19 protein-coding genes and 1 tRNA gene are annotated in these 20,338 nt (G+C 63.4%); 10 read left to right on the top strand and 10 right to left on the bottom strand.

Going from position 1 to position 20,338, the window contains the following annotated elements; translation table 11 throughout:
- Positions 1-44: 44 nt before the first annotated feature.
- From QMA15_RS25005 to QMA15_RS24995, 3 genes are read right to left on the bottom strand one after another with little or no spacing between them, the layout of a single operon-like run.
- Positions 45-1,334, bottom strand: a complete 1,290-nt coding sequence (locus QMA15_RS25005; RefSeq protein WP_070796890.1) for a ribonuclease D — start codon at positions 1,332-1,334, stop codon at positions 45-47.
- A gap of 11 nt (positions 1,335-1,345) precedes the next feature.
- A complete protein-coding gene (locus QMA15_RS25000; RefSeq protein WP_279164317.1) occupies positions 1,346-2,752 on the bottom strand; it encodes a wax ester/triacylglycerol synthase family O-acyltransferase in 1,407 nt (468 codons plus the stop codon).
- A 60-nt stretch (positions 2,753-2,812) separates the two neighbouring features.
- Entirely contained in the window at positions 2,813-3,403 is a 591-nt protein-coding gene (locus QMA15_RS24995) for a DUF3000 domain-containing protein (RefSeq protein WP_019748266.1), read from the bottom strand.
- Between the two features lie 198 nt (positions 3,404-3,601).
- On the opposite strand from QMA15_RS24995, the gene hemE reads away from it, so the two are divergent.
- The 7 genes from hemE (at position 3,602) to QMA15_RS24960 (ending at position 10,838) form a co-directional block, all read left to right on the top strand.
- Positions 3,602-4,669, top strand: a complete 1,068-nt coding sequence (gene hemE / locus QMA15_RS24990; protein WP_020907577.1) for a uroporphyrinogen decarboxylase — start codon at positions 3,602-3,604, stop codon at positions 4,667-4,669.
- On the top strand, positions 4,666-6,027 hold the full coding sequence (locus QMA15_RS24985) for a protoporphyrinogen oxidase (RefSeq protein WP_279164318.1): 1,362 nt from the start codon (positions 4,666-4,668) through the stop codon (positions 6,025-6,027). The genes hemE and QMA15_RS24985 overlap by 4 nt, the downstream gene beginning before the upstream one ends.
- Positions 6,028-6,031: 4 nt before the next feature.
- Positions 6,032-6,727, top strand: coding sequence for a hydrogen peroxide-dependent heme synthase (hemQ, locus tag QMA15_RS24980; protein ID WP_019748269.1), 696 nt, complete (start codon positions 6,032-6,034; stop codon positions 6,725-6,727).
- A gap of 54 nt (positions 6,728-6,781) precedes the next feature.
- Positions 6,782-9,058 carry a molybdopterin guanine dinucleotide-containing S/N-oxide reductase gene (locus tag QMA15_RS24975; RefSeq protein WP_279164321.1) on the top strand — a complete coding sequence of 759 codons (2,277 nt, stop codon included), beginning with the start codon at positions 6,782-6,784 and terminating at the stop codon, positions 9,056-9,058.
- 106 nt (positions 9,059-9,164) lie between these two features.
- Positions 9,165-9,614 carry a YbaB/EbfC family nucleoid-associated protein gene (locus QMA15_RS24970; RefSeq protein WP_290287064.1) on the top strand — a complete coding sequence of 150 codons (450 nt, stop codon included), beginning with the start codon at positions 9,165-9,167 and terminating at the stop codon, positions 9,612-9,614.
- Entirely contained in the window at positions 9,607-9,918 is a 312-nt protein-coding gene (locus QMA15_RS24965) for a hypothetical protein (protein WP_019748272.1), read from the top strand. The genes QMA15_RS24970 and QMA15_RS24965 overlap by 8 nt, the downstream gene beginning before the upstream one ends.
- A complete protein-coding gene (locus QMA15_RS24960) occupies positions 9,918-10,838 on the top strand; it encodes a hypothetical protein (protein ID WP_019748273.1) in 921 nt (306 codons plus the stop codon). The genes QMA15_RS24965 and QMA15_RS24960 overlap by 1 nt, the downstream gene beginning before the upstream one ends.
- A gap of 53 nt (positions 10,839-10,891) precedes the next feature.
- On the opposite strand, the gene msrB is transcribed toward QMA15_RS24960, so the two are convergent.
- Genes msrB through QMA15_RS24940 form a run of 4 tightly spaced genes read right to left on the bottom strand, consistent with a single transcriptional unit; the run spans position 10,892 to position 14,999 of the window.
- Positions 10,892-11,323, bottom strand: coding sequence for a peptide-methionine (R)-S-oxide reductase MsrB (gene msrB / locus QMA15_RS24955; protein WP_003942631.1), 432 nt, complete (start codon positions 11,321-11,323; stop codon positions 10,892-10,894).
- A gap of 9 nt (positions 11,324-11,332) precedes the next feature.
- Positions 11,333-12,616 (bottom strand): glycosyltransferase family 87 protein, encoded by a 1,284-nt coding sequence (locus QMA15_RS24950; protein WP_211916788.1) that lies wholly within the window; start codon positions 12,614-12,616, stop codon positions 11,333-11,335.
- Positions 12,617-12,676: 60 nt separating this feature from the next.
- Entirely contained in the window at positions 12,677-14,230 is a 1,554-nt protein-coding gene (locus QMA15_RS24945; protein ID WP_019748275.1) for an alpha/beta hydrolase, read from the bottom strand.
- Between the two features lie 19 nt (positions 14,231-14,249).
- Positions 14,250-14,999: a pyrimidine reductase family protein gene (locus QMA15_RS24940; protein WP_279164319.1), complete on the bottom strand. Its 750-nt coding sequence runs from the start codon at positions 14,997-14,999 to the stop codon at positions 14,250-14,252.
- A 43-nt stretch (positions 15,000-15,042) separates the two neighbouring features.
- On the opposite strand from QMA15_RS24940, the gene zapE reads away from it, so the two are divergent.
- Positions 15,043-16,059, top strand: a complete 1,017-nt coding sequence (gene zapE, locus QMA15_RS24935) for a cell division protein ZapE (protein WP_019748277.1) — start codon at positions 15,043-15,045, stop codon at positions 16,057-16,059.
- Between the two features lie 12 nt (positions 16,060-16,071).
- Here zapE and QMA15_RS24930 read toward each other — a convergent pair whose 3' ends face one another.
- Together QMA15_RS24930 and QMA15_RS24925 are read right to left on the bottom strand one after the other, a co-directional pair.
- Entirely contained in the window at positions 16,072-16,605 is a 534-nt protein-coding gene (locus QMA15_RS24930) for a GNAT family N-acetyltransferase (protein WP_060938507.1), read from the bottom strand.
- A gap of 67 nt (positions 16,606-16,672) precedes the next feature.
- On the bottom strand, positions 16,673-17,869 hold the full coding sequence (locus QMA15_RS24925; RefSeq protein WP_019748279.1) for an MFS transporter: 1,197 nt from the start codon (positions 17,867-17,869) through the stop codon (positions 16,673-16,675).
- A gap of 116 nt (positions 17,870-17,985) precedes the next feature.
- On the opposite strand from QMA15_RS24925, the gene QMA15_RS24920 reads away from it, so the two are divergent.
- Both QMA15_RS24920 and QMA15_RS24915 read left to right on the top strand, forming a co-directional pair.
- Positions 17,986-19,371, top strand: a complete 1,386-nt coding sequence (locus QMA15_RS24920; RefSeq protein ID WP_279163836.1) for a GH1 family beta-glucosidase — start codon at positions 17,986-17,988, stop codon at positions 19,369-19,371.
- 174 nt (positions 19,372-19,545) lie between these two features.
- Positions 19,546-20,043, top strand: coding sequence for an alpha-isopropylmalate synthase regulatory domain-containing protein (locus tag QMA15_RS24915; protein WP_020907588.1), 498 nt, complete (start codon positions 19,546-19,548; stop codon positions 20,041-20,043).
- Between the two features lie 146 nt (positions 20,044-20,189).
- Here the strand turns inward: QMA15_RS24915 and QMA15_RS24910 are convergent.
- Positions 20,190-20,264: transfer RNA gene (locus tag QMA15_RS24910), tRNA-Val, on the bottom strand.
- Positions 20,265-20,338 lie beyond the last annotated feature (74 nt).

Here is a 20,338-nt window from a genome sequence, read left to right as displayed (position 1 = left end):
TAACTTAACGTGCCGAATTGCTCCAACCTCACACCGGGGTCAGGTCAGGATTCAGGCTCCTCCGCTTCGGGCTCGGCCGGGACCACGGAGTTCAGTGCCTCGGCGAGGACGGGAACCGTCAAAGTGCGTTGCCAGCCACGTGCGCCACCGGAAGTGAGCTTGGTCTCGATTGCGCTCTCGACCTCGGCGATGTCGGAGTCGGGTTCCAACTTCCAGTCCCAGCACAGGCGCCTGACCAGGTCGGGTTGGAGCAGATTCTCCACGGGCACCGACACTTCCTTGCTCAGGTCCGACAGTGCGGCCCGAGCCGCCGTCAGTCGGTCGGCCGCCGCCGGGTCCTGGCGAGCCCAGCGGCCGGCGGCAGGGGGTCCGACGATCGGCGGGGTCTTCGGCGGAAGCTCGCTGTCCGGGAGCCTGCGCGCAGCTTCCAGTGCGTCCATCCACACACGCGAATACCGGCGTTGACGTGGTCCGCCGAACACGGGAAGCGAACGGAGCGCATCCAGCGACTGAGGATCTTTGAGGGCGGCATCGATGATGGCGGAGTCAGGGAGAACCCGGCTCGGCGACACGTCGCGCTTGCGCGCGAGATCCTCACGCGCCTGCCACAGCGCCCGTACTGCCGCCAACTGCCGAGTGGTCTTGAGCGAGGTGATGTGCGATGTACGACGCCAACGGTCGGGCTTGGGCTTGGGCGGGCCGGCCAGACGGATGTACTCGAACTCCTCCTTCGCCCACTCGAGCTTGCCCTGGGATTCGAGTTCGGCTTCCATGGCGTCGCGCAGTTCGAGAAGCACTTCGACGTCGAGGGCGGCGTAGTTCAACCAGGCGTCCGGCAGCGGACGTGTCGACCAGTCCGCGGCCCCGTGACCTTTGCGAAGTTCCACCCGCAGGGTTCGTTCCACTATCGCGGCGAGTCCGACTCGTTCGAACCCGGCCAGTCGACCGGCCAGTTCGGTGTCGAACAGCTCGGCCGGTGTCAGGCCCAGTTCGGCGAGGCCGGGGAGATCCTGATCGGCCGAGTGCAGCACCCATTGCAACGGGTTGATCGCCTCGGCCAACGGCTGCAGGTCCTGCGCTGTCGGGATCGGGTCGAGCAGGAACGATCCCGCTCCTTCGCGTCGGAGCTGGATCAGGTACGCCCGTGCCGAATAACGGAATCCGGATGCCCGCTCGGCGTCCACGGCGAGCGGGCCGTGGCCGGAGGCCAGCGCGGCCGCGGCGTCGGCGACACCGGCGGCAGTGGTGATGACGTCCGGAACTCCGTCACGCGGAACGAGCAGCGGAACTACGTCGGAGGTGGGCTCGGTTGCATCATCGGTGACTTCGGACATGGTCACTGACTCTACGTCGCAGTCGGGGCCGGGGTTGTCACCTCAGCGTCGAACAGTTCGTCGAGTGCGGCTCCGAAACCTTGCGCGAGCTGGTCCAATTCGGGTGCCAGATCGGAGCAACTGACGATGCCGACGTCGAGTTTTCCGTCGAGTGACATCACCGTCACGTTGAGTCCTGCCCCGTGAAAGATCGGGCCGAGCGGGAACATTCCCTTGATCTGGGCGCCGAGGAAGTAGAGCGGGACCGGCGGCCCGGGCACGTTCGAGACGACCAGGTTGGACACGACGGGGTGACGCTCGGCGAGTTTGAGCGACGAGTACACCCGCATGGCGGCGCCGAACACCGCTGGTGATGCGAACTGGGACCAGTCCTGGAGCATGTTCGCACCCAGAGCCTCGTTGTGGTTCTTCGAGGTGGCGTTGTAATCGCTGATCGCGTGCAGACGCTCGACCGGATCGCCGATCTGGGTGCCCAGCTGCGTGAACATGCCCGAGATCTGGTTTGTGCCCGGCCGATCGGATTTACCGTGGACCGATACGGGGACCATCGCGACGAGTGAGTCCTCCGGCAGTTCGTCGCGGTCCTCGAGGAAGGTCCGCAAAGCACCCGCGCACAGCGCGAGAACCACATCGTTGACCTTGACGCCGTGGCGATCTTTGACGGCCTTGACCTTCGCGAGATCGAGCTGGCTGAAGGCGACGTTGCGGTGACCGGTGATAGCGCCGTTGAACGAGGTCCGCGGCGCGGTGAACGGAGCAGGCATCGCTTCACCCTTTCGTGCACGCGTCACCCACTTGGGGAGCATGGCGATTCCGCCGGGGACCAGACGGGCAATTCTTGCGGGTCGGGCGATGACGGCCATGAGTCCGCCGATGGCGATGTCCAGCGTTCCCGCGTCGCCCGCACCCTGTGCGGTGGGATCCACGAGCGCCGGTGAATCCGGTTCGAGACTGCACAGCTGAGCAAGGATGTTCGCGCCGGTGACGCCGTCGGCAGCGCTGTGATGAATCTTCGACATGACGGCGATCTGTCCGTCGGCAAGTCCCTCGATGACCCACATCTCCCATAGTGGGCGGGAACGATCCAGCGGTTGGCTCGCGATGTGTCCGGCGAGTTCTGCCAGTTCCGCGTGTGTGCCCGGAGCAGGTACCGCGGTCCGGTGGCAGTGCCGCTCGATGTCGAAATCGTGATCGTCGACCCACACGGGGTAGTCGAGATTGAGGCGGGAATCCTTGAGTTTGCGCCGGAAGGTCGGCATCGTGGCCATCCGCGAGTCCAACTCGCGAAGCAGCTTCCGGTAGTCGTAACCGCCCGGAATGGTCGAGGGGTCGAGCAGTACGAGTCCACAAACGTGCAATAGCTGGGTCGGTGTTTCCAAGTAGAGGAAGGTCGCGTCGAGTCCGCTGAGACGTTGCATGACTCATTTTAGAACAGGTTCTAGTATTTTTCCGGGGGAATGCGTAAACGAGTAGTGGAGTTAGTCGCCCTGCCGCGACAGCGTGGTTATCCCGGCAGGCGGAAGTCCTGCCGCGTACGCGAGAACTTCACAGAAAGCCTCGACATGGTGAGCCAATTCTGATGACGTTGCAGTCCAGGATGCACGTAACTCGAGTTGGTGGGCTCGCGGCGGACCCGCGATGTCGCCGTATCGCACGGAAGTTGTGGCTGTGACCGTACCGCCCAGGGCCACAAAAGGTTCCGGTCCGGCTTCGAGTGCGTCCACCAGCCAACTCCAGGCTACTTCGGGAAGTAGTGGATCCGCGGCGACGGCTTCGTCGAGATCGGCCTGGATGTAGGCCACCAACCGCATGGTGCCGTTCCATGCCTCGTCGCCGTCCGGATCGAACAACAGGATCAGGCGGCCGAAAGCGTCGCCTTCGGACTGTTCGGCCACGACGTCGGAGTCCGGGTGCAGAACCTCGGCTCCCACTGCGTGGCTGTACGGAGCGAGACGCTGCGGCGGACGGATGGGACCGACCTCTATCTCGGGCCGAACCCGCGCAGCGGTCATCGCCTCCACGGCGGCACGGAACTCGGCCGGGTCGGCTGTCGATCCGGATGTCGTCACAGGTCAGGACGTTAGTCGGGGATAAGGGCGGGTAGGTGGAGGCGCGCCGACCGAGTGTGGTTCGGGTGTGTGGCCGCTCACGAACCGCTCGGGTGTCCGATCCCGAGTGTGGGACATGGCAGCATTGAGTCGATCGAAGACACACGTTGGCGGAGAGCGCGAGGACTGATGAGCGGGTTGGACAACATGAATTCAGGCATGACCGGGTCGGCGGAATACAGCGCTCGGCGAGTTTTGCCCGACGCACCGTTGCTCGCCGCGGCGACCGGACGCACTCCGAGTCGACGGCCGGTGTGGTTCATGCGCCAGGCCGGACGTTCGTTGCCGGAGTATCGCGAGATCCGCGCGGGGATCGGCATGTTGGAGTCGTGTTTCGATCCGGCGCTGGTCTGTGAGATCACGATGCAGCCGGTGCGTCGTCACGATGTGGACGCGGCAATCCTGTTCTCGGACATCGTTGTTCCGCTCAAGGCTGCGGGAATCGATCTCGACATCGTTGCTGGCGTCGGACCGGTGGTTGCCAATCCGATTCGCTCCATCGCCGACGTCGCAGCCCTCCCGCGGTTGGTCCCCGAAGAGGTCGGGGCGATCGCGCAGGCCGTTCGACTTCTCACCACCGAGTTGGGCTCGACTCCGCTGATCGGCTTTGCCGGAGCGCCGTTCACCTTGGCGTCGTATCTGGTCGAGGGTGGTCCGAGCCGGAACCACGAGAAGACCAAGGCGCTCATGCACTCCGATCCGAAGACCTGGCACGCGTTGCTCGGAAGCCTGGCAGACACCACGATCTGCTTCCTGCAGACGCAGCTCAAGGCGGGTGTCGACGCGGTTCAGCTGTTCGACTCGTGGGCCGGCGCGCTCTCGCTGGCCGATTACCGGGAATTTGTTCTCCCACATTCCGAACGGGTGTTTGCCGAGGTAGCCGCTGCCGGCGTTCCGCGTATCCACTTCGGTGTCGGAACCGGTGAACTTCTCGGCGCGATGGGGGAGGCAGGTGCCGACGTCGTGGGTGTCGACTGGCGGATTCCGCTCGACGTCGCGGCCGGTCGTGTCGGTCCGGGCAAGGCGCTGCAAGGCAATCTCGATCCCGCTGTATTGTTCGCGGGCCCCGAGGTGATCGATCGTGAGGTGCGCCGGATCGCCGCTGAAGGTGACCGCGCGATCGAAGCCGGTGCCATCGGCCACATCTTCAACCTCGGCCATGGAGTTCTTCCCGACACCGATCCCACGGCGATCACCTCGGCGGTGGAGCTGGTGCACTCGCTGTGACAACCACTCGGCCGTCGGTCGCGGTGATCGGAGGCGGAATCTCCGGACTGGTTGCCGCGTACCGGCTTCGGCGCAGTCTGGGCTCCGTTGCCGACATCACGGTCGTCGACGACTCTCCGCGACTGGGCGGGAAGCTGCGAACGATTGATCTGGGTGGTGGCCCGATCGACATCGGCGCCGAGGCGTTCATCGCCCGTCGGCCCGAAGTCCCTGCGCTTCTCGCCGAGCTGGGACTGACCGATCAGATCGTTTACCCAGCGGGGTTGAGCCCGTTGATCTGGTCCCAGGGCTCACTGAATCGACTTCCTGCCGGAACCCTGATGGGAATCCCGGCATCGTCCGAGTCGGTGAGAGATCTAGTCGACGAGCAGACACTGTCGCGCATAGCTGCCGAACCAGGCGCTCCGTTCGAGTGGACCCGCGGTTCCGATTGCAGTGTTGCCGAACTGGTTTCACAGCGATTCGGTGATCAGGTGGTCAGCCGATCGGTGGATCCGCTTCTCGGCGGGGTGTACTCGGGCCTGGCAGAGACCATCGGAGTGCGTGCAGCTTTGCCGACACTCGCTGCGGCGCTCGATGCGGGCGCTCAGAGCCTCACGGATGCAGTTGCAGCCGCAGTGCCGACACCTACACCCGGACCAGTGTTCGGAGCGCTCAGGGACGGTTACGGCATCTTGCTCGATGCGCTGCGGCAGGCCGCCGACGCGACGTTCGTCCGCGGCGAGGCTTTCGGGTTACGCAGGGACGGGAAAGGTTGGAACGTCGATCCGCTCGGCAGCGTCGACGCGGTGATTCTGGCTGTTCCGGCGCCGCGCGCAGCGGTGCTGTTGGCCGGCGTCGATGCGGATATTGCGCGTATCGCGTCGCGGATCGAACTGGCGTCGTCCGCGGTGGTGGCGCTCCGCTTGCCCGGTCAGGTCGACCTTCCGCAGAATTCGGGGATCCTGGTTGCCACCGACGCCGACCTGACCGCCAAGGCGTTCACGCTGTCGAGCCGAAAGTGGACGCACCTCGCTGATCGCGGCGAGCATCTCGTTCGGGTGTCGTTCGGTCGATTCGGCGCATCGGAGATCGTCGACCGGCCGGATGGTGAACTGATCGAACTTGCGCGCGCCGATCTCGAGACCGTGACCGGAATCACCGAGGAGCCAGGAGCGAGCTTCGTACAGCGGTGGCACGGCGGTCTTCCCCAGTACTCCCCAGGTCACACGGAAATCGTGGCTGAAATCGAGTCCGGGATGACGCAGTTCGACCGCCTCGAAGTGGCCGGGTCGTGGCTGCACGGCGTCGGGGTTCCGACGTGTGTCGCAGTCGGCACGACGGCGGCTACACGGATATTCGAGCGAGTGGCACGATAGACCCATGGCACGCCTTGATTTCGACAAACTGAACTCTGAAATCCGTTACCTCATGTTCTCCGTGTTCCAGGTGGAACCCGGTGTGCTGGGCGATGATCGGGAAGCTGCGGTCAAGGACGCCCGTTTGTTCTTCGAGGGTCTCGAAGACAAGGGCGTCGTGGTTCGCGGCATCTACGACGTCGCCGGCTTGCGCGCCGACGCGGACTTCATGATCTGGACCCACGCGGCCAGCATCGAGGAACTGCAGGCCGCTTACGCGGATTTCCGCCGCACCACCGTCCTCGGACAGGCCAGTGCTCCCATCTGGAGCAACTCGGCGGTGCATCGCCCCGCGGAGTTCAACAAGAGCCACGTGCCCTCGTTCATCGCGGGTGAGGATCCGGGCGACTACATCTGCGTTTACCCGTTCGTCCGCTCGTACGAGTGGTACCTGCTCCCCGACGAGGAGCGTCGCAAGATGCTCGCCGATCACGGTATGGCTGCTCGTTCGTACAAGGACGTTCGCGCCAACACGGTCCCGGCCTTCGCTCTGGGGGACTACGAGTGGATTCTCGCGTTCGAAGCGCCTGAGCTCATCCGTATCGTCGATCTGATGCGCGATCTGCGTGCCACCGAAGCTCGCTTGCACGTTCGCGAAGAGGTGCCGTTCTTCACCGGGCCGCGCGTGGACATCGAGAAGCTGGTCCTTTCCCTACCCTGATCTACTTCGAAAGTAGTTTCTGTGACAACTGCACCGAACCGGCGTCGTCAACACATGTCCCATTGGGGAATGTTCACCGCCGAATCGGTCGCCGGCGAGGTGACCGCCGTGCATCCGTACGAGGGTGATTCGAATCCCTCGCCGATGCTCGGGAACCTCGCCGGTTCGGTGCGCAGTCGGGCTCGCGTTTCGGGCCCGGCGGTGCGCCGCGGTTGGCTCGAGAACGGGCCTGGTCCCAGCGACCGACGTGGAGCGGACGAGTTCGTCTCGGTCTCGTGGGACGAACTGACCGAACTCCTCTCCCGCGAGTTGCGTCGCGTGGTCGACACGCACGGGAACAACGCGATCTTCGGCGGCTCGTACGGCTGGGCCAGCGCCGGTCGATTCCATCACGCGCAGAGCCAAGTTCACCGATTTCTGAATCAGCTGGGTGGATACACCAAGTCGGTCCACAGCTACTCGCTCGGTGCCACCGGTGTCATCATGCCGCGTGTGGTCGGAACACACTGGAAGTTGTTCGCGCGCTCCACGTCGTGGGACGTCATCGCCAAGCACTCCGATCTTCTCGTCTCGTTCGGGGGAGTACCGATCAAAAACACCGGCGTCAATGCCGGTGGTACGAGCGATCATCCGACGCGCGGGGCGCTCGACGCATTTCGTGCCCGCGGCGGAAAGATCGTCTCCTTCAGTCCGTTGCGCGACGACGTCGATGGCGACTGCGAGTGGATCGCACCCGTTCCGGGAACCGACGTGGCAATCATGCTTGCCCTGGCGTTTGTCCTGGCGTCGGAGGACCTGCACGATCGCGATTTCCTGAACCGCTTCTGCGTCGGCTACGAACGCTTCGAGGATTACCTGCTCGGACGTGCCGACGGTGTACCGAAGGATCCGCGCTGGGCGCAGAAGATCTCCGGGGTGCCGGCGGAGTTCATCACCGACCTGGCTCGGAGAATGGCGTCCGGCCGGACGCTGGTGACCGTCACGTGGTCGTTGCAACGCATCAAACACGGTGAACAGGCACCGTGGATGGGCGTGACACTCGCCGCGATGCTCGGCCAATTCGGGCTTCCGGGTGGCGGTTTCGGCCACGGCTACGGTTCGATGAACGAGCCGGGTCTGGCTCCGGTGCCGTATCCGTTGCCGACCTTCTCACAAGGTGTGAATCCGGTGCCCGATTTCATTCCGGTGGCCGCGATCTCCGATCTCTTGCTCTCGCCCGGCGAGGAGTTCGACTACGACGGCAGGCGCCTGACCTATCCGGATATTCGGTTGGTCTACTGGGCCGGTGGCAATCCGTTTCATCACCACCAGGATCTCCCGAGGCTGCGACGGGCATTTGCGCGTCCGGACACGATCGTCGTTCACGATCCCTACTGGACGCCGATGGCCCGCAACGCCGACATCGTTGTCCCGTCGACAACGTCGCTCGAACGAAATGACCTGAGCTGCACACGAAATGATCCACTTCTGGTCGCGATGCAGCAAGTAGTTCCACCTTTCGCGAACTCGCGAGACGACTACGACACGTTTGCCGCTCTGGCTTCTGCGCTCGGATTCGGGGAGCAGTTCACCGAGGGGAGATCCTCACAGGAGTGGATCGAGCATCTCTACGGTCAATGGCGGCCGTTCGTCGATGCAGACGGCGGCAACACACCGACGTTCGAGGATTTCTGGTCGGATGGGCACTACCGGATGCGAACCGAAGACAACCTCGTGCTCTTCGGTGACTTCCGCGAGGACCCCGAGAAGTATCCGCTCTCGACTCCGAGTGGGAAGATCGAGATCTTCTCCGAGACCATCGAGTCTTTCGGCTACGACGACTGCGCCGGCCATCCGCGCTGGTACGAGCCCGACGAGTGGCTGGGTGGACCACGGGCCACGCAATTCCCGCTTCACTTGATCGCCAACCAGCCCAAGACGCGGCTGCACAGCCAACTCGATCACGGCGCTGCGAGCCAGGCATCGAAGATTCAGGGACGCGAGCCGATTCGTATGCACCCGGATGCAGCGGCCGCGCGCGGCGTGTCGGCAGGGGACGTGGTGCGCGTATTCAACGATCGCGGGGCGTGCCTGGCTGGTGTGATCGTCGATTCGGATTTGCGGAGCGACGTCGTCCAGTTGTCGACCGGGGCGTGGTACGACCCGCTCGATCCTGCCGATCCCGATTCGCTGTGTGTTCACGGAAATCCCAACGTTCTTACGCCGGACGTCGGCACGTCTTCGCTTTCGCACGGGTGCACCGGCCAGCACGTTCTGGTGCAGATCGAGAAATTCGAAGGTGTTCTGCCGCCGGTCAAGGCGTTCGATCCGCCCGTGCTTCGTTTGCGCTGACGGAACCGATCGGCCACCTCCCGCGTCGAACCTCGTGAGCGCCTGAATCAGGTGTCACGATCTATCGGAGGTGGGGGCCATCGTGAGTGGGGCGGATGTTGGTTCGATGAGGGGACAGGTCGAAGTTCTTCGGGCTCAGATCGATTCGATGCAGGTTGATCTGTTGGAGCGAACGCGATCGCTGGCGGATATGCAGGAGAAGATCGCACGAGCAACGGCGAGCGCGCGCTCGAGTGATGGCAGTGTGGAAGTCGTCGTAGACGCTTCGGGGGCGACCGTGGGAGTCACCCTCTCCGGGAGCGCTTACGGCAAGCATTCGCCGGTAGCGTTGGGAAATCTGATCCTGGCCACGGCCACATCTGCGGCGGAGGACATGCGCCGACAGATTGCCGAGATGTCGAGGCCGTTCACCGAAGCGGCCAGGATCGATTTGCCCGACCTCGTTCCCGGTGTGCTCGGATTGCGTGAGATTCTCGCGCCTCGTCCGGCGTCGGTGGCGGTCGGCGGCGACGAGCACTGGGACCGCACCGTTCTGAGGAGCTCCGGCAATGTCTGAACTGGACGTGGACGTGGCCGCGATGGGAAGTGCTGCACCAGCATTCGAGGTGGTCGCTGCCGATCTCGACGAGGCACGGAGTGCTCTGGAAACAGTGGCCGGCGCCGAAGAGGGGTGCTGGGGCGCTGACCAGTTCGGAACCGCATTCTCGGACGCGTATGTTCCCGGTGCGGAGTCAGCAGTCGGCGGGATGACACTGGTCGCGGGCGCGCTCCGCGAATTGACTGCCACGCTGATCGAGATCACCGATCGTTTCGAATCGATCGACACCTCGCTTGCCGACGACATGGCGGGTGGGCTCTGATGGGACTCGAGATTCCAGGCTGGTTACAGGCGGTTGCGTCGGTTGCGGTGGGCAGTGACTGGCCGCAAGGAGACGAAACGGCACTGTGGAGGTTGGGTGATGCCTGGTCAGGCGCGGCTGATCGGATCGAGGCTTCGGCCGCTGCCGGTGGTTACGGATTGCAAACAGTACTGGCATCGATCGACGGTCGAGCCGGCGACTCGTTGTCTCGGTATTGGTCGGAGGCCGGGGGAGTTGCGGAGGTCTTCGAGCGGTTGTCCTCTGCCGCGGCCGAACTGGGTCAGTCATGCACCGATACCGGCACGGACATCGAGTACACCAAACTGTCGATCCTCGCGGCGCTGGGCGCACTGGCGCTCGAGATTGCCGCCATGGTGGCGGCCGCTGTCCCGACACTGGGTGCGAGTACCGCCGGAATCGTGGCGGCGGAGGTGGCAACAACACTCACGGTCCGAATGCTGTTGCAGCAATTGTTGATACGAGTGATCGAGGCTGCAGCAGTGGAAGCTGCCGCTGCCGTCTTCTCCGGCCTCGCCATTCAACTCGGGCAGATGACGATGGATCATCGCCAGTCGATCGACGGTGGCAAGGTCGTGACCGAGGGGCGCGACGGTTTCATCAAGGGACTTGCGAACGGAGGGTTGAAGACGACGCCGGATCGTGTCGGCCCCGACCCGAACCCGCTCCCGACCGGTTCGAGATTGCAGCAGATCGCGCGGGGGGCTTTCGACGATGCGGTGTCGGGAGCGTCCGCTGCGATCGTGACGAAGGAAGTCACGGGCGGCGATGCCTCGTTGACGGACATCACGTCCGGCGCGATCGGTGGTGGGATCGGGTCAGTCAAGGACGGTCTTGTCGCTCGAAACGAGGACCTGAACGCGGCTGGTCTGAGCCCGACTGCGCTGAACTGGGACTTCTGAGTTGAAGTCTCGAATCGTGGGCTACCAGTGACTCGGGGTAGCCCACGACCTGGCTACTGAGCGGGCTTGAGAACCAGCGAGATCGAGTTGATGCAGTACCGCTGATCGGTCGGCGTCGGGTATCCCTCGCCCTCGAAGACGTGACCGAGGTGGCTGTGGCACTTCTTGCAGATGACCTCGACACGGCGCATCCCGAGTGAGCTGTCTTCCTTCAGGATCACGGCATCCGAATCCGCCGGATCGAAGAAGGACGGCCACCCGCAGTGCGATTCGAACTTTTCGGTGCTGCGGAACAGTTCGGCTCCGCACGCACGGCAGGAGTAAACGCCTTCCGTGGTGGTGTCGGTGTACTCGCCGACGAAGGGGCGTTCGGTGCCGGCTTGGCGCAGGACGGCGAACTCCTCCGGAGTCAGCTTTTCGCGCCACTCGCTCTCGGTGTACGTGACCTCAGGTGTGCTGTCGATGCCATCGTGTGAAGAACTCATGCCTCCACGCTAATGCTTTGTCGCCGTTTCGGCTTCGTCGGCAGGTGAGACGGTATCGAGTGGGGGATCGAGGAGGTAGGCGGGATCGATTCCGCGATCCAAGCGGCCCTCGCGACGAGCGACCAGATACCGGTATCCGAGGACACAGAAGATCACGATCAGCAGAAGGCTCCAGCCGAGGGTGCTCTTGGTGTATTCGGCTGCCCGGCCGAAGGTCGGCCAGCGGTTCGACCACCAGCTGTCGAACGTCATGAAGCCGTAGACGGCGAGCCACGCCGGCCAGTTCCGCATGACCGAGTTCTTGAGCACCACGGACATCAACAGCGGAAACAGCATCATCGAGTAGTACATCTGGCCGAGCGATGGCAGCAGGAACGACGCGGTCATGATCACACCGGTCGCGGTGGTGAGGAAGAAGAGTTCGTCGTTGCGGTAATAGCGGTAAAGAAGCCACAGAGAGACGACGACCATGGCGGCCAACACGACGCGCAACAGCAGGATCAACCATTCGGGCAGACCGAAGTAAGCGCCGTTTCCGACAATCGAACTGTTGAAGTAGTCACGAGATTCGAGCAGGTACGGCACGGTGCGGCGGACGAAGTCCATCGGATCCGACGCAAGCGGCCATGCCACGACCGTGAGAATGAACGGGATGCCCAGGGCGGTGACGAGCACCTTCCACTGACCGCGAACGAGCGGCAGCAGGAGCAGTGGCGCGAGAGTGGGTTTCACTGCGATGGTGAGACCGATCGCGGCGCCGGCCCACAGATCCTTCTTGCGCATCAGCAGCAGGAGGAAGGCAACTTCGCCGAGCAGTACGAGGCCGTTGATGTTGGTGAACACCAACGTGTTGGTGACCGTCTCCGACATGAAAGCGCCGAGCACCAGAATCGGGGCCGCGATGGAACTGATCGTCAGGTCGAACAAGCGCAACAGCAGGTAGAGAGCCACGAGAATGGCGACGGCATTGACACCGATGAACAGCCACCGCGAGCGCTCGGGATCGAGGATCGCCAGGGGTGCCATCAACAAGGAACCCGATGGTGGGTACAGGTAATGGGGGTCTACGGAGTTGAAATCTGCGGTGTAGACATCGCGCCCGTTCCAGAACGCCAGCGCGGCGTTGTAGACCGGTCGGAAGTCATCGGTGATGGCGCCGTTGACTGCTGTGACGATGACACGATTGAGCACGGTCATCACGGCGATCGGCCACAAAACGAAGTTGACGACTTGTTGGGTTGTCCGCCCGGTACGCGGCTCGAGCTGTCGAAGGAACACTTCGGCACGGTACACCGGAGCAGGGTGTGATCGGGGGATGCACCCCTTTTCGGTCGTGGTGGACAAGCGCCCGAGTCAGGCCGGGCACACGCTTCCGTTGCTGGGCAGGGAGGCATCGGTGAGGTATGCCCTCATCGCCTGCTGCGCGCAGGTGGATTGTGCCGCGGGGTGACCCGCACCCTGCCAGTCCAGGGTTGCGAAGCGCGACCCCGCGTTGGTCACGACGCCGGTGACGGTCGAGAGTCCGGAGTTCCCGACGGCCGGGTCGCCCTGACCGCTCAGCACGAGGACGGCGGGCTTCAACTGATTCGGCAGGGGCGAGTTGGCGGTCGACGGCCAGCTGGCGCATGCGAGCAAACCGAGCGCGGCTTCTCGACCGAATACCGGATAGTTGGTGCCCCAGGTGTCCGCCAGTTCGCGGACGCGCCCGATCCCCGGCCACTGCATGCCGTCGGTGCATCGTCCGATGAACTGGCCGTCACCGTCCACCTCGTTCTCTGCCCGGGCGGCGCGCTCTCGAATCGGCGAAGCGTTGCCGGTACCGAGCGCGGACAGAGCGTCTGAGAGCGAGCGGGTCTCTTGCTCTCGGTTGGTTCCGGCAGTCCACAGGCTCGCCGAAATCGCGTTCGACACCGCAGCGGCGGACAGCGGCTGGAATTCATCGGCCCGAGCGCGCTCCATCAAGTCCGTGACCGCTTTCTTCGGATCAGGTCCGAGCGAGCACCCCAGCGCCACACATCGCTGAGCGAATGCGGTCAACGCCGCTTCCTCGCCCTGCACGCGGCTCTCCGCCTCGGTGGCAGCGTCGGTGGCCACCGGAGCGGGAGAATCGAGGATCAACCTCGCGAGGTTGTCGGGGTGGGCTGCCGCGTAGCTCAGCGCGATGTCCGAGCCGGACCCTGCCGACCACAGAGCGATGGTCTCGACGCCCCACCGCGTACGTAGAGCGTCGATGTCCTCGGCCGCGGAGTCCGCGCCGAACTTCAGTTCTTGAGGATCGAGATAGTCGGTACAGGCGATGGTTGCATCGTGACCGAGAGCGGCGACCGCGTCGGCGGCGTCGCCGGTGGAGTCCGCGTCGAACTGGCCCAGATCGTGAAGGCCGCGCCGAATCTCCGGCGTCATGCAGTCGATTGCGGTGGACCTGTCGATTCCGCGTCGATCCAGGGCAACGACGGGGTGGTCCGCGAGCACCGTCGTCAAGCCGGACGTAGCGAGCATGGCCAGAGAGTTTCCCGACGAACGGTCGGTGCCGGATGTGAACACGATCGGATACGCGTTGGCAGGCGTCGAGGACGTCCGAGCGCGGGTCAAGCCGGCAGTGAAGTTGCCGTCGATGGCGCCGGTCACGTCGATGGGGGCACTGAATTCCGCGCATTCGAGGATGACGCCGGCGCTCGACGCTGCGAGAGCCTGGTCGGCGAGTGACGTGCCGGTGCAGTCTCGCCACGGTATGTCGTCGGTCGGGACGCCGGGGTCAACCGGCGGCGCATCGGGTGACGGTCCCTCGCTCTGGGCAGGGCTGCCGTCGGTGCGGCCTTCGACCGCGACGGCGGGCCGAAGCGACGGCCCGGCGCCGCACGCACAACACGTCGCGAGGACGACGGCCATCAAAGCAACTCTGCGCATGCCGACCAGAGTGCCAGGTTCACCCACGTGGCTGCTGACGAACCCATCGAGTGAGGATCGTGCCGTCCGAATCGCCGAGAATGTGAGCGGGACGCATCGACGTGGGCATTGCATTGGGGGAGAGCGAGATTCGGCCGACATTGCTCCCCACCAGTTGAGGTGAAGTGGTGATGCAGAGTTCGTCGACGGCATTGTCCTCGATCAACTGCCCGAAAAGTGACGGCCCGCCCTCACACAGCACGCGACGGAGCTTGCGAGCCGACAAGGCCCTGTCGATGTCGCCGCTGCTGACATTCGGTGAGTCCGTCACCTCCACCTGCGCTCCGGCCGACCTCAGCGCTGAAATCGCTGCGCTGTCCGCGGCGCTACCGACAACAAGAATCGGCGGAATTTCGGTATCTCGCAGGAGCCGGCTTTCAGGGTCGATCGACGCGTGCGCCGAGACGACGAGGATCTGTGGGACCGGAGCGAGGCCGCCCGCCTTTCGTCGCGCCCGGGCTGCGTCCGAGATCTGCACACCCCCGTAGTTCTCGGCTCGCGCTGTGCCTGCGCCGACCACGACGACGTCACAAAGTTCGCGCAAGATCCCGAATACCGACTTGTCTGCAGGTGTGCCCAGTCCATGGCTCACTCCGTCGACGGAGACGCACCCGTCGATGCTGGAAACGAAGTTCACGCGCATCCAGGGTTGGGAGAGGTTCTCCGGATAGGCGTACAAGCCGCGGAGTTCGTCTTCGTGGCCTGGTGTGAAGTAGGTCGCAATATCCATACGGTGCACATGAGAGATCACATCACGTAGATACCCTTGATGGATGCATGAACGTCTTGTCGATCGCAGCCCGGTGGTACCCGCCGATCAACTGGTAGCTCAAATGGTGCCTCCCGCAATGTTCGACGAGGTGAGTTTTGCGTCCTACATTCCTGATCCGAAGGAACCGAGCCAGGCAGCTGCTGTCGCCAAGGCCGAGGAATTCTCCAAGCGCGTAACCAAGATCCGTAGTGGTGGACGCCGCGGACTGTTCGGCAAGAAGACCCAGGCGACCGGCGCCGGCCTGTACCTCGACGGCGGGTTCGGTGTTGGTAAGACTCACTTGCTGGCGTCGATCTTCCACAGCGTTCCGTCGCCGAAGGCCTTCGGAACCTTCGTCGAGCTGACACACGTCGTCGGCGCTCTCGGCTTCAACAAAGCGGTCGAAGCGCTCGCCGACCACAGCGTTCTCTGCATCGACGAGTTCGAGCTCGACGATCCGGGCGACACCATGCTCGTCTCTCGCCTCCTTTCGGAGCTTTCCGCGCGCGGCGTGTCCATCGTTGCGACGTCGAACACGCTTCCCGGCCAGCTCGGTGAGGGTCGCTTCGCGGCTCAGGACTTCCTTCGCGAGATCAAGAAGCTCGGCTCGATCTTCGAGACGATTCGCGTCGACGGCCCCGACTACCGTCACCGCGATCTCCCGCCCGCACCAGAGCCCATCTCCTCGGAGGAATTGGTCTCTCGGGCCGAGGCGATCGACGGCGCCACGCTCGACAACTTCGACGAGCTGTGCAAGCACCTCAGCACACTGCACCCGTCGCGCTACAACAAGTTGGTCGAGGGTGTGAAGGCGGTCTTCATCGACGGCGTTCACCCGGCAACGGATCAGTCTGTTGCACTGCGCATCGTGGTTCTTGCCGACCGCTTGTACGACGCGAGCATCCCGGTCACCGTTTCCGGCGCACGCCTCGACGAGATCTTCACCCCCGAGATGCTTGCCGGTGGGTACAAGAAGAAGTACCTGCGCGCGACCTCGCGTCTGCTCGCACTTTCTCGTTTCGAGGTCGCGGCCGGCTGATCAGCAGGCCTGTCAGCTGACGGGGCGCTCCATCACGAAATCGTGGTGGAGTTGTGCCCCCACGAGAAAAGTCTTCGTGCCGACCTGGGTGAAGCCGTGTTTGGCGTAGAACTTCTGGGCGCGCAGATTTTCCTGATTGACACCCAGCCAGATCCCGGCACTTCCGCTGCGTCGTGCATGGTCGACAACCGCGTCCATCAGGGATGCTGCCGCGCCGGTTCCGTGGTTTCCCGGAAGCACGTACAACTTGCTCAGTTCCGTCGTCGGGCGAAGTGTCACAGCAGCTTTGACGTCCGGGTCGGCGGGCTCGTCGTCGACGAGCATCGCGTAGCCGACGATCGAGCCGTCGCGAATGACCTTGAGAACGGTTCGTGTCGGGTCCGTCAGATACTCGGAGAACTTGTCGACCGAGAGAACGTTGTCGATGAAGGCACTGATGTCGTCGTCGGATGCGCCCGGCGGACAAGCCAGCGGAAACGTCACCGCTGCCACGTCGGCGATTGCTTCGGAATCCCAGATTCCGGCCCGGTCAACGGTGATCGTCACGTCAGTTTCTACCTCTCGCGCACATGATTCGGTTGATCAAGTACACCACCTTCGTCGAGCGTGATGCTCAAGCGGCGTTCTCGGCGACCGGCGTCGTGGCTCGTTTCGGTGCGAACGCGGGAGCAAGAACTATCAAGATCGCGCAGAACGCCAGCGGAATCAGGAACCCGATTCGAAGGTCACTGAAGGCAGCGACCGCGCCGACGATGCCGCCGCCGACCACCGTGCCGACGTAGTTGAAGAGGTTGATGCGTGCGATCACCGCGTCGACCTGATCCGGGGGAGCCATCCGTCCGGCCGCGCTGAAGCAAATCGGGGCGATCACCGGTACGCCGAGGCCGACGATCAGGAAGCCGGCGATGGCAACGGCGGGAGATTGCGCGAGGACAACGATCGTCATGCCGACCACGCCGATGAGAGAGCCGATCCGCACGACGGTGGTCTCACCGAACTTGCCGACCCAGTAGTCGCCGGTCAGTCGTGCGACCAGTGCCGCGATTTGGTACGCCGCCACGGAAAGGGCGGCCGTCCCGGCGTCGGCGAGCAGTTCGTCCTTGACGTACAGCGTCGACCAGTTTCCGACGCTGAAGTCGACCGCATAGAACAATGCCATCGCGACGCCGAGCAGGACGAAGGCGCGGGTGGGTACGGTGAATTTCGCGGTGCTCGTGATGTTTGCATCGGCAACCGGAGACTCGGAGCGATCGAGCAGTTGCGGGCCGAAGGCCAGAAGCATCAGTCCGACAACAACTCCCGCGATCACCTGCGTGATGCGGATCGAGATGTCGAGGCTTGCGGTAGCAGAGATGAACAGAGCGCCGACAATCGCTCCGACGCTCCAGGAAGCATGGAACGAGGAGAGGATGAAGCGGCCCTTGGCGTGTTGGATCGAGACTGCCTGCATGTTGGCGGCCGCGTCGACCATGCCGAGTCCGATGCCGTAGATCGCCAGGAAGACGAAGAACATCGCCGCGTTGGGCGCAATTCCGGTTGCCCCGCCGAAGACTGCGATGACGGCGAGTCCGGTTCGCAGAGTCATCTTGCTCGACGTTCTCACGGCCAGAATCTCGGCGAGCACGCTGCCGAGCCCGGCGATGACGGACACGGTGACAACCGCAACCACAACCAGTGTCTCGCTCAGCTCGAACAAGTCCTTGTACTGCGGCAGCTGCGTCAGAATGGCGGCGAGGAGAAATCCTTGAAGTCCGAAGGCCACCGAAGTGGCGATCCGAGCCCTCGTCAGGGTGCGGGTGTTATCCGTCATCAAGCAGGGCCTTTGTCTCGTTCGTTCGGTTAGGCCGAACGGTACTGGATCTTGATACTGGTCGAGTGTCCAACAAAGCTGCGTGTTTTGCACGGTTCTTTGATTAACTGGCCGACATGACTCGGCAGCCGACACCAGAATTTCCGTCTTCCTTCGTCTGGGGAACCGCCACCGCGGCCTACCAAATCGAAGGAGCTGTGGCCGAAGACGGTCGCGGACCGTCGATTTGGGACGAGTTCTGTGACCGCCCCGGTGTAGTCGTCGGGGGCGACACCGGAGCGGTTGCTGCCGATCATTATCACCGCTGGGAATCGGATATCGAGTTGATGAAAGACCTCGGGCTCGACGCTTATCGGCTGTCCCTGTCGTGGTCGCGAATTCTGCCCACCGGATCGGGGGCCGTGAATGCGAAAGGGCTCGACTTCTACGACCGCCTGATCGATCGACTGTGTTCGGTGGGAATTACTCCTGCCGTCACTCTCTTTCACTGGGATCTGCCCCTCGCACTGCAAGAGCAGGGCGGCTGGATGAACCGAGACACGTCGCACCGGCTGGGGGAGTACGCCCAGGTCGTCGGCGAACGGTTGTCCGATCGCGTCGGAATGTGGATGCCGCTCAACGAACCGGTAGTGCACACGCTCTACGGTCATGCCCTGGGAGTTCATGCCCCCGGCCTGGCCTTGGGGTTCGAGGCTTTCCAAGCTGCACATCACCAGCTGCTCGGGCACGGCCTCGCTGTCGAAGCGCTTCGGGCAACCGGATGCACGAACATCGGAATCGCCTCGAACCATGCACCGGTGCGTGCCGCCTCGGATTCCCCGGAAGACGTGATGGCTGCCGACATCTACGACCACGTCGTCAATTGGATGTTCGCCGACCCGGTTCTGGTCGGGAAGTACCCCGCCGACGAATTCGCTCAGCTGCTCAGCGGGCCCGTCGACGAGGACTTGAAAATCATCGGGGTGCCGCTCGACTGGTACGGGATCAACTACTACGAGCCGACGATGATTGCCGCTCCGGTGGAAGGCCAGGGGACCGAAGGTGTGCTCGAGGTCGACCTACCGCCGGGCCTGCCCTTTGCGCCTGTCGCGATTACCGGTTATCCCACAACCGATTTCGGATGGCCGATCGTTCCCGAAGGGCTGGGTGAGATCCTGCGGACGTTCCAGGCTCGGTTCGGTGACGCACTGCCGCCGATCTACATCACGGAAAGCGGATGTTCATTCCACGACGCACCGGACGCCGCAGGCGTCGTCGAGGACGAAGCGCGAATCGACTACCACGACGCGCACCTTCGCGCCCTCCGATCGGCCATGGACGACGGTGTCGACGTCCGTGGCTATTTTGTGTGGTCACTCCTCGACAACTTCGAATGGGCTGCGGGATACAAAGAGCGATTCGGCCTGGTACACGTCGATTTCGACACCCAGAAGCGCACACCGAAGACCTCGTTCGAGTGGTATCGCGCCCTGATCGCCGAGCATAAATCGGCTCAGGTCTGACCTGTGCGGAGGCGGTCCGGGTTGCATTCTCGAACCGGGCCGCCTAGCCTCGTCTCTCATGAAGCGAATTCTCGTAGTAAGCCGCCGTAGCGGGGTCTGAATCGGACCGACCCCTCGCTGCGGGTCGTCTTGCTACCAGTTGGTCCTCCACTTCATTCCAGGAAGACCACGATCATGACTTACAACTTCGCCTTCGCTTCTGATTCCGCCTTCGCTTCTGATTCTTCTTCTACCGCTGCTGATCCTTTCGCGGCGCGTCACGGAAAATCTCTGCCAGCCGGCCTGCGTGCCGAATGCTCAGCGATGTCTTGGACCGAGTTCGAGTCCACGTATGCGGCAATGAGCGGCCCGATCCGTTTGGGCGCGTGGTCCTCCGAGAAGATTGCGCCGGGTCGTTGGACTTTCGAAGCGACTCTCGGTCTGGGGGAGCGCATCCAGAAGGCTTCCGCCACCTCGACTGGCGCGATCTCGGCCATGACGTCGATGCTGCACGACGCGGGAATCTCGCTCGAGATCCTGTCTTTCCATCAGCACCAGATCGGCCACCGCACGGCGACGTTCATCTTCACCGAGTGCGACGGCCGTCGGAGCTGGGCGATGGGGATTGCGGAGTCGTCGACTGAGTCCTCGCTGCGCGCGATGACTTCGGCAGCGAACCGCTTCTCTCACTGATCAGTTACAACAATCTGATCAGCTACATCAACCGCAGTACTGACGTGGATTCCCGAGAGGGCTTGCGTCTGTACTGCGGTTGATGTGTTCGGCGCTCGAACGCAAAAAGCCGGAACCCTGAGGTTCCGGCTTCTTGCAATTTCAAATGGTGCGCGATACTGGGATTGAACCAGTGACCTCTTCCGTGTCAGGGAAGCGCTCTCCCGCTGAGCTAATCGCGCGGGTTCTGGAGAAAAATGGAGCGGACGACGGGATTCGAACCCGCGACCCCAACCTTGGCAAGGTTGTGCGCTAC

Origin of the sequence: Rhodococcus sp. APC 3903, assembly GCF_030407755.1 — a bacterium.
In the GTDB taxonomy this organism is placed as follows: Bacteria; Actinomycetota; Actinomycetes; order Mycobacteriales; family Mycobacteriaceae; genus Rhodococcus_F; species Rhodococcus_F erythropolis.
Note: the sequence above shows the minus strand (reverse complement) of the source record. Positions and strands in the feature narration are given on the sequence as shown.